We start from the raw sequence: 15,813 nt of genomic DNA on the forward strand, positions 1-15,813 counted from the left end.
GGAGTGAGCCTGCTCGCGATGGCAATTTCAGCAGCAACGCTGTTCTAGCGGGCCGTCACCTCAGCCGATTTCACCACCGCCGGCTTCAACACCAGCCACAACGCCAGTGCGATCAACACCCCGCCATACAGATGCGCCATCGACAACGGCTCATCCAGCAGCAGCGCGCCCCACAACACACCGAACGCCGGGATCATGAAGGTCACGGTCATCGACTTCACCGGGCCGATGGAGCTGAGCAGACGGAAGTAAATGATGTAGGCAAACGCCGTGCAGCCCAAGCCCAATCCCAGCAGCGACAGCCAGACATTCCAGCCGCCCCAGCTTGCCGGTGGCGCGGTCATCACGCTGTAGCCGAAGAGCGGCAAGAGAAACAGCGTTGCCCCGAGCATGCTGCCCACCGCCGAGAGTCGACTATCGAGCCCGCCGCTATGATCCAGCCAGCGACGGGTGAGGAAACCGGCGAAACCGTAGCAAGTGGTGGCAAGCAGGCAGGCGAGGGCGCCCATCAACAATTCCAGATCGAAAGCCACGGGGCCTGCGCGCGTGAGCACGCCGACACCGAACAAGCCAAGGAACACACCACTGAGCTTGGCGACGGTAAGTCTTTCACTGAAGAACAAGCCGCCAATCAGCACGCCCATCAACGGCGTGGTGGCGTTGAAGATCGCCGAGTAACCCGCCGGCAACACCTGCGCCGCCACCGAATATAGCGTCGCCGGAATCCCCGAATTGATGACACCCAGCAGCATCACGGTTTTCAGCTTGCCTTTGAAATCCCAGCTGATGCGCATCAGCCCAAGGATCACCAGCAGACCGACGGCCGCAATCGACACGCGCAAGAACGCCGTCGGAATTGTGCCGATCACCGGCGCAATAATGCGCATGAACAGGAAGCTCGCGCCCCAGATGGCTGCCAGCGACAGCATGCGGAAAATATCGACGGGGCTCACGGTGGCGCTCCTTGCTTGGTCGGGACGAGAGTGTTGCCGAGCGCCCTGACGATGGCAACCGCTAATCAGGCATTTAATTTTGGTCTGACCGGTCCATTGTTTACGCCGGCAACGAATAATCCCTGCCGTGTGCAACCACGACGCGGTTTTGGCAGAAATTGCACTTCTCCTCGGGCCGGTTCCGTGGCTAAGCTCAAGCATTCCGAATGCACGCAGAGGTTTCATCTATGCCGCAGCCATGGCCAGCCACCGACATCGCCCGCATGATCCTCGATGGCTTCGACGATTACCGCGAGCATTTCCGCCGGATCACCGACGGCGCGCGGGAGCGCTTCGAGCAGGCGCGCTGGCAGGAGATCCAGACGGCATCGGCGGCGCGGATCAACCTCTACGAAGAAAAGGTCGGCGAAACCATCGCTCGCCTGCGTGAGTATTTCGACGACGAAACGCTGATGGATGTCAGTTGCTGGCCGCTGGTGAAAAGCGCTTACATCAGCGTCATCGACCTGCGCTTCGACGATGAGCTGTCCGAGACCTGGTACAACTCGATTTTCTGCGGGCTGTTCAGCCATGACCTGATCAGCGACGGCTGCATGTTCATCCACACCACCCGGCCCAGCCTGCGCCGTGCCCGCGCCGCGCAAACCCGCACGTACAAACCGCAGGGCCAATTATCGGGGATGCTGGCGAGCATTTTTGCCGACTACCGCTTCAGTGAGGATTACGCCGATTTGCCGGGCGATTTGCTCAGACTCGAAGCGCAATTGCGCGAGAACCTGCCGGACTGGGTATGCAAAGACCCGGAACTGAGCGTCGAGCTGTTTTCTTCGGTTTTGTATCGCAACAAGGGCGCGTATCTGGTCGGGCGCATCTACACCCGCGACGAACAGTGGCCGCTGGTGATTCCGCTGCTGCACCGTGAAGGTCGCGGAATTCAGATCGACGCGCTGATCACCGACGAAGCCGATGTGTCGATCATCTTTTCCTTCACCCGCTCGTATTTCATGGTCGACGTGCCGGTGCCGGCGGAGTTCATCGGTTTCCTGCGGCGGATCCTGCCGGGCAAGCACATTGCCGAGCTGTACACCTCGATCGGCTTCTATAAACACGGTAAGTCCGAGTTCTACCGGGCGCTGATCAACCACCTGGCCAACACCGACGACCAGTTCATCATGGCCCCCGGCGTGCGCGGCATGGTCATGAGCGTGTTCACCCTGCCGGGCTTCAACACCGTATTCAAAATCATCAAGGACCGCTTCTCGCCGTCGAAAAACGTCGACCGCGCCACGGTCATCGAGAAGTACCGTTTGGTGAAAAGTGTCGACCGGGTCGGGCGCATGGCCGATACCCAGGAATTCGCCGATTTCCGCTTTCCGCTGAGCAAGTTCGATCCGGCGTGCCTTGAAGAATTGCTTGAAGTCGCGCCGTCCACGGTGTCGGTGGAAGGCGACACCGTGCTGATCCGCCACTGCTGGACCGAACGACGGATGACCCCGCTCAACCTGTACCTGGAAAACGCCAACGATGCGCAGGTACGCGAGGCGCTGGAGGATTACGGCTTGGCGATCAAGCAACTGGCGGCAGCGAACATCTTTCCCGGCGACATGCTGCTGAAGAACTTCGGCGTCACCCGTCACGGGCGCGTGGTGTTTTATGACTACGACGAGATCTGCTTCCTGACCGAAGCCAACTTCCGCCACATCCCCCAACCTCGTACGCCGGAGGACGAAATGGCGTCGGAGCCGTGGTATTCGATCGGGCCGCTGGATGTGTTCCCCGAGGAGTTTCCGCCGTTTTTGTTTGCCGATTCCGGTCAGCGCAAGTTATTCGATCAGTTGCATGGCGAGTTGTATAACGCCGATTACTGGAAGAGCTTGCAGGAGGCGATTCGGGCGGGGAAGGTGATTGATGTGTTTCCGTATCGGCGCAAGGGCCTCGATAACGAATAATTTTCAAGTGAACACTGTGTGGCGAGGGGATTTATCCCCGATGGGGTGCGGAGCACCCCTAAAACCATTCAGCGCAGATGTGACAGATCGGCTTTGATATCCAGTTGGCGACTGCTGCGCAGCCGATCGGGGATAAATCCCCTCGCCACAAAAGCACCTCACAGTCGTGTTCAGTGCCGCAAATCTGCGACAATCCGCAACCTGCGCCACTAGACGACCGAATTGCGTACCCGATGACCGACGAATCGCCCTCCATCGACAAATTGTTGAAAAACCTCGATCACGCCATGCTCGCCGACCGTCACCGGTTGCGGCGGCAGTTGCTTGAGCTGCGCAAGAAACCCGACGAGGCCAAGCTGGGCCAGTGGGTGGCGCGCATGCAGGCGTCCTGCGATCAGGTGTTGGCGCGCAAGGCCAGCCTGCCAGTGATCCGTTACGACGACAGCCTGCCGATCGCGGCCAAGCGTGACGAAATCAAAAAGGCGCTGGAACAGCATCAGGTGCTGATCATCGCCGGCGAAACCGGTTCGGGTAAAACCACGCAGTTGCCGAAAATCTGTCTGGAAATCGGTCGCGGCCAGCACGGCTTGATCGGCCACACCCAGCCACGGCGGATCGCGGCGCGCAGCGTTGCCAGCCGGGTTGCCGAAGAACTCGGCACGCCGCTGGGGTCCTTGGTCGGCTATCAGGTGCGTTTCGAAGATCAGAGCGATTCCAACACCCTGATCAAACTGATGACTGACGGCATCCTGCTGGCGGAAACCCAGAACGACCGGTATCTGGAACGCTACGACACAATCATCGTCGACGAAGCCCACGAGCGCAGCCTCAACATCGATTTCCTGCTCGGTTACCTGAAAACCCTGCTGCCGCGCCGCCCGGATCTGAAAGTCATCATCACTTCGGCGACCATCGATCTGGAGCGCTTCTCCAAGCACTTCGACGATGCGCCAATTGTCGAAGTCTCCGGCCGCACCTTCCCGGTGGACACTTGGTATCGCCCGCTGACCCTGGAGCAGGACGAAGAGGGCAACCGCGTCGAAGACGACCTGACCGTGGATCAGGCGATTCTCGCCACCCTCGACGAAATCGCCGCTTACGAGCGCAGCGAACGCCGCAGTCCGGGCGACGTGCTGGTGTTCCTGCCCGGCGAGCGCGAGATTCGCGACGCCGCCGACATGCTGCGCAAGGCCCAGCTCAAACACACCGAGATTCTGCCGCTGTACGCGCGCCTGTCGCCGGCCGAGCAGCAGCGGATTTTCCAGTCGCACCCGGGCCGACGTGTGGTGCTGGCGACCAACGTTGCCGAAACCTCGCTGACCGTGCCGGGCATCCGCTACGTGATCGACAGCGGCACCGCGCGCATCAGCCGTTACAGCTACCGCGCGAAGGTACAGCGCCTGCCGATCGAAGCGATTTCCCAGGCCAGCGCCAATCAGCGTAAAGGTCGTTGCGGTCGCGTCGAGCCGGGTATCTGCATACGTTTGTACAGCGAAGAAGATTTCCTCGGTCGCCCGGAATTCACCGATCCGGAGATTCTGCGCACCAACCTTGCTGCGGTTATCTTGCAGATGCTGCACCTGCGCCTCGGCGAAATCACCGCGTTCCCGTTTATCGAGCCGCCGGACGGCAAGGCGATCAGCGACGGCTTCAACCTGCTGCAAGAACTCTCGGCGGTGGATCGCAACAGCCAGTTGACCCCGTTGGGTCGGCAGTTGGCGCGCCTGCCGGTCGACCCGCGCATGGGCCGCATGCTGCTTGAAGCGGCGAAGCTCGGCAGCTTGCAGGAAGTGTTGATTGTCGCCAGTGCCATGTCGATTCAGGACCCACGCGAGCGTCCGCCGGAGCGCCAGCAAGCGGCGGATCAGGCCCACGCGCAATGGAAGGATGTTGATTCCGACTTCGCCGGGCTGGTCAATCTGTGGCGCGGTTTTGAAGAGCAGCGTCAGGCGCTGACTGCCAGCCCGCTGCGCAACTGGTGCCGCAAGAATTTCCTCAACTACCTGCGTCTGCGCGAGTGGCGTGACTCGCATCGGCAGTTGAGCCTGATCTGCCGGGACATGCAGTTGAGCCTCAATAAAGAGCCAGCGGATTATCCGAAACTGCACAAGGCCGTGCTGGTGGGTTTGCTCAGCCAGATCGGCCAGAAAACAGAGGACGGCGATTACCTCGGCGCCCGTCAGCGGCGCTTCTGGATTCATCCATCGTCAGGCATCGGCAAAAAACGCCCACAATGGCTGATGACCGCCGAGCTGGTGGAAACCACCAAGCTGTACGCGCGCATGGTCGCCAAGATCGACGCCGACTGGATCGAGCCGCTGGCCGGGCATCTGATCAAGAAAAATCACTTCGAACCGCACTGGGAGAAGAAGCGCGGGCAGGTCGTGGCGTTTGAGCAGATCACTCTGTTCGGCCTGATCGTGGTCGGTCGCCGGCCAGTGCATTACGGCCCGGTTGATCCGGTGGTCTCGCGTGAGTTGTTTATCCGCGAAGGTCTGGTGCGTGGCGAGATTCAGTCGCGGGCCAAATGCCTGACCGCCAATAAACAACTGCTGGAACAGCTCGACGAACTGGAAGCCAAGGCCCGACGTCGCGACATCCTCGCCGACGAAGAAACCCTGTACGCCTTCTATGATGCGCGGCTACCGGCGGAGATTCATCAGACCGCGACCTTCGACAGTTGGTATCGCATCAACAGCCAAAAAGATCCGCAGCTGTTGATCATGCGCGAAGAAGACGTGCTGGCCCGCGAGGCCAGTGAAGTCACTGCGCGGGACTACCCGGACACGCTGCACATCGGCGATCTGGAGCTGGCCCTGACTTACCACTTCGAACCCAATCACCCGCGCGACGGCGTGACCCTGCGCGTGCCGGCGCCGCTGCTGCCGATGCTGCCGCCGGAGCGTCTGGAATGGCTGGTGCCGGGGCTGATAGAGGCCAAGTGCATCGCCCTCGTGCGTAACCTGCCGAAAGCCCTGCGCAAGAACTTCGTGCCGGTGCCGGACTTCATCAAGGCTGCGTTGCAGCGCATGACCTTCGCCGAGGGCTCGCTGCCCCAGGTGCTGGGACGTGAACTGTTGCGCATGACCGGCGCGCGGGTCAGCGACGAGGCGTGGGCGGAAGCCGCGCAGCAAGTCGAAGGGCATCTACGGATGAACCTGGAAATTGTCGACGGCCAGGGCAAGTTCCTCGGCGAAGGGCGGGATCTGGCCGAACTGACTGCACGCTTCGCTGAGGCCAGTCAGGCCGCGTTGGCGGTGCCGCAGAGCACGAAAAGTCAGCAACCGGTGGAAGCCAAGGTTTTCGCTCCCGTAGCGGAAAAGACTCAGCAGAAAATCGCCGGGCTGTCGATGACGGTCTATCCGGCGCTGGTTGAAGAGGGCGGCACGGTCAAGGAAGGTCGGTTCTCGACCCCGGCCGAAGCCGAGTTCCAGCACCGTCGAGCGTTGCAGCGTCTGTTGATGCAGCAACTGGCCGAGCCGGCCAAATTCCTGCGCGGCAAGTTGCCGGGGCAGACCGAACTTGGCTTGCTCTATCGTGAATTGGGCCGTGTCGATGCGCTGGTCGAAGACATTCTGCTAGCCAGCCTCGACAGCTGCATTCTCGATGGCGAAGACCCGCTGCCGCGTGACGGCGCAGGACTGGCAGCCCTGGCCGAACGCAAACGCAGCAGCTGGACCGAACACGCCGAGCGCGTGGCGCGGCTGACGCTGGAGATCCTCAAGCTCTGGCACGGTCTGCAAAAACGCTTCAAGGGCAAGATCGACTTGGCGCAAGCCGTGGCGCTGAACGACATCAAGCAGCAGATCAATAATCTGGTCTATCCGGGGTTTGTCCGGGAAACGCCGATGCAGTGGCTCAAGGAGCTGCCGCGTTATCTGAAAGCGGTCGAGCAGCGTTTCGAGAAACTCGGCGCGCAGGTGCAGAAGGATCGCGTCTGGAGCGGAGAACTCGCCGGCCTGTGGGCGCAATACCAGACCCGTGCGGCCAAACACGCGCAGGAAGGCAAACGCGATCCGCAGCTTGAGCTGTATCGCTGGTGGCTGGAGGAATACCGGGTGTCGCTGTTCGCCCAGCAGTTGGGGACTAAAGTGCCGATTTCCGACAAACGCCTGAACAAGCAGTGGAGCCAGGTCGAACCCTGACACAGAAGCTCAAACAACCTCTGTGGCGAGGGGATTCATCCCCGATGGGTGGCGAAGCCGCCCCAAAAACCATGAACTAAGCGTGCCAGTTGTACCGAGTGGGATGGTTTGACGACTGCTTCGCAGCCGATCGGGGATAAATCCCCTCGCCACACAAGCCAGCACAGGGGATAGGCGTTGTGCCTGAGAAAGGCGCCAAAACCTCGGGTTTATGGCAAACTTCGCGACCATAAACGCCGCTTTCGCGACCCAGAGCCTTCGGCGCGGTCACGGATCGGAATAAAGCGATGCCAGGTTTGCGTCCCCCGGATGGGAATAGACCCTTTGTGTGTTGGTACGACGGTTCCAGCACTTTCTGCCTGAACAGATTAGAGAAACGACCATGCATAACGTCGTCATCAGCGGCACCGGCCTGTACACCCCGGCCAACAGCATCTCCAACGAAGAGCTGGTGCAGTCTTTCAATACCTACGTCGCCCAGTTCAATGCCGACAACGCCGATGCCATCGCCAGCGGCGAAGTCCAGGCCCTGACCGAATCCAGCGCTGCGTTCATCGAAAAAGCTTCGGGCATCAAAAGCCGCTTTGTCATGGACAAGGACGGCATCCTTGATCCGCAACGCATGGCCCCGCGCCTGCCGGAGCGCTCCAACGACGAGTGGTCGGTACTTTGCCAAATGGCCATTGGCGCTGCCGAGCAAGCCTTGCAACGCGCCGGCAAGACGGCTGCCGACATCGACGGCGTCATCGTCGCCTGCTCTAACCTGCAACGCGCTTACCCGGCCATCGCCATTGAAGTCCAGGAAGCGCTGGGCATTCAGGGTTTCGGTTTCGACATGAACGTCGCGTGCTCCTCGGCGACCTTCGGCATCCAGGCCGCGGCCAACAGCGTGCAACTGGGCCAGGCCCGGGCGATCCTGATGGTCAACCCGGAAGTCTGCACCGGTCACCTGAATTTCCGTGACCGCGACAGCCACTTCATCTTCGGCGACGCCGCGACTGCGGTGATCATCGAGCGCGCTGACCTTGCAACGTCCAAGCATCAGTTCGACGTGGTCAGTACCAAATTGCTGACCAAGTTTTCCAACAACATCCGCAACAACTTCGGCTTCCTCAACCGCGCGGCGGAAGAGGGCATCGGCACCCGCGACAAGCTGTTCGTGCAGGAAGGCCGCAAGGTGTTTAAAGATGTTTGCCCGATGGTCGCTGAACTGATCGGCGAGCATCTGCAGGAAAACCAGCTCAACGTCGGCGATGTGAAGCGTTTCTGGCTGCACCAGGCCAACCTCAGCATGAACCACCTGATCGTGCGCAAACTGCTGGGCCGCGAGGCTACCGAAGAAGAAGCGCCGGTGATCCTCGACACCTACGCCAACACCAGCTCTGCCGGGTCCGTGATTGCTTTCCACAAATATCAGGATGATCTGGCCAGCGGTTCGCTGGCGGTACTGAGTTCGTTCGGTGCGGGTTACTCGATCGGTAGCGTGATTCTGCGCAAGCGTTGAAAAACGGTTTAATTTCCGCTTAATCGCGCTGACCTTTCCTACATCCGAATCGGCTGGAACGCTGTAGTTTTCGGAAATCGCGGCAGGAGACGCTTTAGGCGAATCCTGCCGCTATCTTTTTCGGAGTCGGAACAAGGAGATTGATGGATGGCGGCTGACGACACCCAACTGCTTGCGCGTTTGCTGGCAGGCGAGCAACGGGCTTTCAAGGAACTGGTCACGACTTATCAGAGTGCGATGCGCGCCGTCGCGTATGCGATTGTCGGCCAGCGTCATGTCGAGGAAGTGGTGCAGGATGCCTGGCTCTCGGTGGTGCGTCATATTGGCAGCTTCGAAGGCCGCTCCAGTCTCAAAACCTGGTTGCTGACCATCACCGCCAACTCAGCCAAAAGTCGTTACAAACTCAATCGCCGCGAAGTGCTGATGGATGACCTGCCATCGCCCCACGGCACCATCGACGACGGCCGGTTTTCTCCCGGGGACGGCCATTGGCTGGTCGCACCGTTTGCCTGGCACCAGGACACTCCCGAAGCGTTGTTGACCGAAAGCGAACTGCGCGAATGCCTGGAACACACGCTGTTGAGCCTGTCGGAACTGCAAAGCAGTGTGCTGTTGTTGCGCGAACGTCAGGGGCTGGAGCTGGAAGAGATCTGTAATCTTCTGGAGATATCGCTCTCCAATGTCCGCGTGCTGCTGCATCGGGCACGTTTAAAGGTCTTCGCGACCGTGGAACATTTTGAGGAGACAGGGGAATGTTGACCTGCAAGGAGCAAGTGGCACGATCCAGCGATTATCTCGATGGCCAGTTGAGTTTTCGGGAAAAACTGATGGTGCGTCATCACCTGATGTTCTGCGCCAATTGCCGGCGTTTCATTCGTCAGATGCGTCTGATGCAAGTGACGCTGAAGGCGCTGCCGGAGCACCCGGTGGAGGATGTCGATGCGCTGGCCGAGCGTCTGGCCAAGCAGCGGCGGGACGACAGTCCCTGAGGGAAATGCAGGCTGGCACGGTTAAGGCTCACGGATGATGGGGATCGCCATAATCGCACCAGACTGTTGAAACACCTCAAACATTGCGCCCGGATGAGAAGCGCAACGCCTGAGATCTGTTGCTCTGTGGCTTAAAACTTCGCTTCCGCGTCCAGCTGCAGAGTGTTGGTGTCTGCGTCACGCTGTGTACGGCTGGAGAAGTCGGCCTTGGTCAGGTAGTACGTCGCGCCAAGGGCGAAGTTCTTGTCGATGTCGTAACCGACCTTGAACTTGTGGCCACGCGAACCGGTAGTACCGTTGGCGAAGTCGGAGTCGGTGAAGGCGCCGACTACAGCGTTGCGTTGCACGTCACGATAGTTGTAGTCGAGGTTGAAACCGAAGACCTTCGACTTGGCGCCGAGCAGCCACGCAGTGTCCTGATCGGTCACGGCGTCGTTGTTCTTCACGTACTGGCCGTAGAACGACAGAGGCATTGGCAGACCGCCGATGTCGATCTGGCTGAAGCCTTCGTACAGGCGGAACTCGTTGTTCGCCGAGTTGCCGTTGACGGCCAGGGCGCACGGCGTGGAAGTACCGGTGCAACGGCTGTCTTCGTCGTTCTGGTAGGCGTAGACACTGCCACCCACCGTCAGCTTCAGGTTATCGGTGATGGTGAACCGGCTACCCAGTTGGCCGGCGGTCATGCGCAAATCGTGACGGAATTGCACGCCGTCGCCATCGACGTTGTCCTTGAGGTTGTAGTTACCCAGGCTGCCGAACAGTTCGGCGCTGCTGCCCAATGGGTATTTGTAAGTAACGGCCAGACCTTCAGGGTTGATGTCGCCATCCCAGATCACGTCGCCCATGCTGACCCACGGTTGCAGCATCTTGCCGCCGATCACGTGCAGGTTCTTGATTTGATCGGGGTGGTAATCGATGTAACCCAGGTCGAGCCAGATCTGCTTCTTGTCGAAGTAGTTGTCCTGATCCTGGTTGGTCGAACGGGCGTCATCGCCGCCGCCGGTGGCGATACGGATGCCAGTGTCGACTTGCGGGTTGATCTCGGTGTAGGCACCCAGACGGGCACGGATGCGCTGACGATCCTTGTCGCGGCCGCCGTTGTTCGGTTCGCCGTCGATCTTGATGGTTTCCTGACGGATACGCACGTCGCCCTTGAACTGGGTCTTGGCAGCCCAGGCCAGTTTCTGGTCGAAGGCACTTTGTTCGGTGGTTTTCTTCGCGACAGCCGCGACTTGTTCGTTGGTCTCTTGCTGCGCCTGCTGGGCGATTTGCTGAGCCTTCTGATCCTTGGCCAGTTCAGTTTGCAGCTCGATGTACTGCGACTGGGAAATCGAACCGTTAGCCTTGAGCATGTCGAGCAGTTTGGCGTCGACTGCGGCACTGGCCGGAACGCTCATGGCCAGCAACAGGCCACCGCACAGGGCCGCCGCAGTTTTCGTGGAAGCAAGACGCATAGCAATCTCCGAAGATGAGAGGGATGGCTGAACCATCCTGGGCACAACCGACGGTTGAAGGTCGGAAAACAGTGTCCGGGTAGAACCCGGCGCTCTAAAAACAGGCGCCAGTATCGCGATGGTTTATGACAGAGCGGTGGCACAGTGATGGCAGGTTGATGACGATGCACGGTGCGCGTGAACTATCGATCTAGAGCGCTGTCGCTCAATGGCGGGTGTGCAATGCAACGCAATCGGCGATACTCGCCGGGCGCTGAAACCCAGATGTGGAGACTTGTTGATGCCGTTGCAACGCCTGCAGAACCTGTCAGAAATCGCCCCATCGGAATGGGACGCTCTGGTGCCCGAGAGTCAGCCATTTCTGCGTCATGCGTTTCTCAGTGCGCTGGAAGACAGCGGCAGTGTCGGCCCGCACAGCGGTTGGCAACCCGAGCATTTGCTGCACATCGAAGATGATCGACTGATCGCGGCGCTACCCAGTTACCGCAAGTGGCATTCTTACGGCGAGTACGTGTTCGATCACGGCTGGGCCGATGCCTGCGCCCGCGCCGGGATCGATTACTACCCCAAGCTATTGACGGCGGTGCCATTCAGTCCGGTCAGCGGCCCAAGGCTGTTGGCGGCGAACGTCGAAGATGGTTACGAGCTGCTCAAAAGCCTGCCGGGTTATCTGGAAATCGAAGAACTCTCCAGCGCCCACATCAACTTCACCGACCCTTTCACTGATGCCGCCATGGCCGAGCAACCGGGCTGGTTGCAGCGCATCGGCTGTCAGTATCACTGGCAGAATCGTGGTTACCGCGACTTCCAGGATTTTCTTGACGTACTCAGTTCGCGTAAGCGAAAACAGATGCGCAAAGAGCGCGAGCAAGTGGCGGGGCAGGGCTTTGAGTTTGAATGGCTGGAAGGGCGCGAGCTGAACGAGGCGCAGTGGGATTTCGTCTATGCCTGCTATGCCAACACCTACGCGGTGCGCCGGCAGACGCCCTATCTGACGCGGGAGTTTTTCAGCCTGCTGGCCGAGCGTATGCCCGAAGCGATCCGTGTGGTGCTGGCCAAGCAAGGCTCACGACCGGTGGCCATGGCCTTCAGCCTGGTCGGGGGTGACAGCTTTTACGGACGCTACTGGGGATGTCTGGCCGAGTTTGATCGGCTGCACTTTGAGACCTGTTTTTATCAGGGCATGGATTACGCGATTGCCCAGGGTTATCAGCGTTTCGATGCCGGCGCTCAGGGTGAGCACAAACTGATTCGCGGCTTTGAACCGGTGATCACGCATTCGTGGCATTACCTGCGGCATCCGGGTTTGAAAGCGGCGGTCAAAGACTTCCTGCACCAGGAACGCGCCGGTGTGCTGGCCTATGCCGAAGAAGCGAGAGCAGCCTTGCCCTACCGCCAAACCTGAATATTTACAGGGATCAAAAGCAAAAAATCGCAGCCTTCGGCAGCTCCTCCAAGTGGATATAAAACCCTAGGTAGGAGCTGCCGGAGGCTGCGATCTTTTGATCTTTTTTGGCTATCAATCGATCCCGACAAACCCTCCAGTCTGGTGTGCCCACAACCGCGCATACAGCCCGCGATGGGCCAGCAGCTCGGCGTGGGTGCCGCTCTCGGCGATCTTGCCGTTTTCCAGCACCACTAGCCGATCCATGCGCGCGATGGTCGAGAGGCGATGGGCAATCGCGATCACGGTTTTGCCCTGCATCAGGGTTTCCAGGCTTTCCTGAATCGCTGCTTCGACTTCCGAGTCCAGGGCGGAGGTCGCTTCGTCCATGATCAGGATCGGCGCGTCCTTGAGCAGTACCCGCGCGATGGCGATACGCTGACGCTGGCCACCGGACAGCTTCACACCGCGCTCACCGACATGCGCGTCGAACCCGGTGCGGCCTTCAGCGTCCGACAACAACGGAATGAACTCATCGGCGCGGGCCTTGTGCACCGCGTCCCACAGCTCTGCGTCAGTGGCGTCAGGCTTGCCGTACAGCAAGTTGTCGCGGATCGAGCGGTGCAGCAGCGAGGTGTCCTGAGTGATCATGCCAATGCGCGCGCGCAGGCTTTCCTGGCCGACTTCGGCGATGTTCTGGCCGTCAATCATGATGCGCCCGCCTTCAACGTCGTACAGGCGCAAGAGCAAGTTGACCAAGGTCGATTTGCCGGCGCCGGACGGCCCGATCAGACCGATTTTCTCACCCGGCTTAATGTTCAGGTTGAGGTCGCCAATGATGCCTTTCTTCTTGCCGTAGTGAAAATCCACGTGCTCGAAACGCACTTCGCCATGGGCCACTGCCAGCGGTTTGGCCTGTTCGTGATCGGTGACGCTGACCGGTTGCGAGATGGTGCGCAAACCGTCCTGGACCATGCCGATGTTTTCGAAAATGCCGGTGACCACCCACATGATCCAGCCGGACATGTTGACGATGCGGATCACCAGACCCGTCGCCAGGGCAATCGCGCCGACGGTGATCAGCGATTGCGTCCACAGCCACAGGGCCAGCGCCGTGGTGCCGACGATCAGCAAGCCGTTCATCGCGGTGATCGCCACGTCCATGCTGGTGACCACGCGGCCGGCCATTTGCGCTTTGACGGTCTGCTCTTCGATGGCTTCCTTGGCGTAGTGCTGTTCGAAATTGGTGTGGGCAAACAGCTTCAGGGTGGCGATGTTGGTGTAGCCGTCGACGATTCGGCCCATCAGTTTGGAGCGCGCGTCGGAGGCTTCCACCGAGCGGTCTTTCACCCGTGGCACGAAGTAATACAGCGCGCCGATATACGCTGCGATCCATATCAGCAACGGGATCATCAGGCGCCAGTCGGCCTCGGCGAACAGTACCAGCGCGCTGACCGCATAGATCACCACGTGCCACAGCGCATCCACCGCCTGCACCGCCGAATCACGCAGCGAGTTGCCGGTTTGCATGATGCGCTGGGCGATACGACCGGCGAAGTCGTTCTGGAAGAAGTTCAGGCTCTGCTTGAGCACGTAGCTGTGGTTCTGCCAGCGAATCATGCTGGTCATGCCCGGGCTCAGGGTCTGATGCACCAGCAAATCATGCAGAGCAAAGAAGATCGGGCGCAGCACAAGCGCAACCACCAGCATCCATGACAGTTCGAGGGCGTGGTCGCTGAAGAAATTCGGGTTGGGCGTGCCTTGGGCCAGGTCGATGATGCGGCTCAGATAACTGAACAGCGCCACTTCGATCAGCGCGGCAAACAGACCGACCACCAGCAGAGCGGCAAAACTTGGCCAGACCTGCTTGAGGTAATAGGTATAGAAGGGGAGCACACGGTCCGGCGGGGATGCCGTCGGGGCGTCGCGGAATATGTCGATCAGTTGTTCAAAACGGCGATAGAGCATCAGATAACCGCCCGGAGTACGGGCTCTCCTTTTATCGGTGTGAGCGGCGCGGGATCAGGCCGTCGCCGCTCTATATGCCCTGTAAACCTTAGTCGATGCGCTTGGCCGACTTGATGATCACAGGGTCGACTGGCACGTTTTGCATGCCTTGTTTGGTAGTGGTTTGCGAGTTGACGATGACGTCGACCACGTCCATGCCCTTGACCACTTTGGCGAATACGGCGTAACCGGCGTCACGACCCGGGTCGAGGAAGGCGTTGTCGGCCACGTTGATGAAGAACTGGCTGGTGGCCGAATCCGGGTTGGAGGTGCGTGCCATCGACAAGGTGCCGCGAACGTTATGCAGACCATTGCTGGCTTCGTTCTTGATCGGTGCCTTGGTTTCTTTTTGCTGCATTTGCTGGGTGAAACCGCCGCCCTGAGCCATGAACCCCGGGATCACACGGTGGAAAATCGTGTTGGTGTAGAAGCCGCTGTCGACGTATTCAAGGAAGTTCTTGGTACTGATCGGTGCCTTGACCGGGTCCAGTTCGATTTCGATCTGGCCATTGGTGGTTTCCAGCAGCACGTGCGGTGCTTTAACCGGCGTGGCAGCCATCAGGTTGGCAGCAAACAGCACGGTGCCGGCGGCGAGGGCGAGTTTTTTCAGCATGGGTCAGTGATCCTGAGATTGAATATCGGCTGCGGCGAGAAACTCCAGCAGCGTTTGGTTGAAGCGTTCGGGTTGATCGAGCGGGGTGGCGTGGCGGGAATCGGCGATCACCACCAGCCGCGCATCGGGCAGCAGTTTTACATAGGTTTCTTTCAGCGCGACGGGTGTGTAGTCACGGTCGGCGCTGACGATGAGGGTTGGACAGGTCACTCGGGAAAGTCGTTCCTGAACCCCCCAGCCCACAATCGCATCGAAGCTGGCGAGATAAGCACGTTTGTCGTTTTTTGCCCAGCGTTCGGCCATTTTCTGTCGCAGATCGGCCTGTTCCGGTTTCGGGAAAAGTTTGCCACCCAACGCCTTGCCAATAGTCGCGAGACTCAGCACCCGCATCAGACTCCAGCGCTTGAACCACTGCCAATAGTCGTCGCGGCTGCGCAGTTTGACCTCGGGGGCGCTGTTGACGATGGTCAGGCTCTTGAGCATCTGCGGCTGATCGACGGCCAGTTGAAAACCGATCATGCCACCCATGGACAGCCCGGCGTAGTGCACCGGGCCGAGTTTCAAGTGCTCGATCAGCGCGACCAGATCGGCGCTGAAGCCCGCGATGCTGTAGCGCTCGCGGGGTTTGTCCGAGCGGCCGTGGCCGCGAATGTCCGGGACGATCACCCGGTAATGCGCGGCCAGTGCCGGGATCTGCATTTCCCAGTCCAGCGTGCTCGAGCCGAGCCCGTGGACCAGCAGCAACGGCGTGCCGTGGCCATATTCCTCGTAGTGCAGGTTGCAACCTTCGTGCTCGAAATACGCCATCGATGAAC

11 protein-coding genes are annotated in these 15,813 nt (G+C 59.9%); 6 read left to right on the forward strand and 5 right to left on the reverse strand.

The window, feature by feature from the left end; translation table 11 throughout:
- Positions 1-44 precede the first annotated feature (44 nt).
- On the reverse strand, positions 45-953 hold the full coding sequence (locus ACA074_RS07260; RefSeq protein ID WP_401266568.1) for a DMT family transporter: 909 nt from the start codon (positions 951-953) through the stop codon (positions 45-47).
- 227 nt (positions 954-1,180) lie between these two features.
- Between ACA074_RS07260 and aceK the strand changes: the two genes are divergently transcribed.
- The 5 genes from aceK (at position 1,181) to ACA074_RS07285 (ending at position 9,540) form a co-directional block, all read left to right on the forward strand.
- Positions 1,181-2,902 (forward strand): bifunctional isocitrate dehydrogenase kinase/phosphatase, encoded by a 1,722-nt coding sequence (gene aceK, locus ACA074_RS07265; RefSeq protein ID WP_401266570.1) that lies wholly within the window; start codon positions 1,181-1,183, stop codon positions 2,900-2,902.
- Positions 2,903-3,135: 233 nt separating this feature from the next.
- Positions 3,136-7,047 carry an ATP-dependent RNA helicase HrpA gene (gene hrpA, locus ACA074_RS07270; protein ID WP_497678704.1) on the forward strand — a complete coding sequence of 1,304 codons (3,912 nt, stop codon included), beginning with the start codon at positions 3,136-3,138 and terminating at the stop codon, positions 7,045-7,047.
- A gap of 382 nt (positions 7,048-7,429) precedes the next feature.
- The gene (locus ACA074_RS07275; RefSeq protein WP_497658910.1) at positions 7,430-8,551 is read left to right on the forward strand and encodes a beta-ketoacyl-ACP synthase III; all 1,122 of its coding nucleotides are present in this window, start codon (positions 7,430-7,432) and stop codon (positions 8,549-8,551) included.
- 147 nt (positions 8,552-8,698) lie between these two features.
- The gene (locus ACA074_RS07280; protein WP_489878454.1) at positions 8,699-9,310 is read left to right on the forward strand and encodes an RNA polymerase sigma factor; all 612 of its coding nucleotides are present in this window, start codon (positions 8,699-8,701) and stop codon (positions 9,308-9,310) included.
- Positions 9,304-9,540: an anti-sigma factor family protein gene (locus ACA074_RS07285; protein WP_401266581.1), complete on the forward strand. Its 237-nt coding sequence runs from the start codon at positions 9,304-9,306 to the stop codon at positions 9,538-9,540. Before ACA074_RS07280 ends, ACA074_RS07285 begins: the two co-directional genes overlap by 7 nt.
- A gap of 131 nt (positions 9,541-9,671) precedes the next feature.
- Here ACA074_RS07285 and ACA074_RS07290 read toward each other — a convergent pair whose 3' ends face one another.
- On the reverse strand, positions 9,672-10,994 hold the full coding sequence (locus tag ACA074_RS07290; RefSeq protein WP_401266584.1) for a putative porin: 1,323 nt from the start codon (positions 10,992-10,994) through the stop codon (positions 9,672-9,674).
- A gap of 280 nt (positions 10,995-11,274) precedes the next feature.
- Between ACA074_RS07290 and ACA074_RS07295 the strand changes: the two genes are divergently transcribed.
- Complete coding sequence (locus ACA074_RS07295; protein ID WP_489878456.1) at positions 11,275-12,399, forward strand: GNAT family N-acetyltransferase; 1,125 nt, start codon at positions 11,275-11,277, stop codon at positions 12,397-12,399.
- A 114-nt stretch (positions 12,400-12,513) separates the two neighbouring features.
- Here the strand turns inward: ACA074_RS07295 and ACA074_RS07300 are convergent, their stop codons facing one another.
- The 3 genes from ACA074_RS07300 to ACA074_RS07310 all read right to left on the reverse strand — a co-directional run bounded on the left by ACA074_RS07300 (position 12,514) and on the right by ACA074_RS07310 (position 15,805).
- Positions 12,514-14,346: an ABC transporter ATP-binding protein gene (locus ACA074_RS07300; RefSeq protein WP_401266590.1), complete on the reverse strand. Its 1,833-nt coding sequence runs from the start codon at positions 14,344-14,346 to the stop codon at positions 12,514-12,516.
- 88 nt (positions 14,347-14,434) lie between these two features.
- Positions 14,435-14,998: a peptidylprolyl isomerase gene (locus ACA074_RS07305; protein ID WP_401266592.1), complete on the reverse strand. Its 564-nt coding sequence runs from the start codon at positions 14,996-14,998 to the stop codon at positions 14,435-14,437.
- Positions 14,999-15,001: 3 nt separating this feature from the next.
- A complete protein-coding gene (locus tag ACA074_RS07310; protein ID WP_401266594.1) occupies positions 15,002-15,805 on the reverse strand; it encodes an alpha/beta fold hydrolase in 804 nt (267 codons plus the stop codon).
- Positions 15,806-15,813 lie beyond the last annotated feature (8 nt).

Source organism: Pseudomonas sp. LBUM1655 (genome assembly GCF_059716085.1).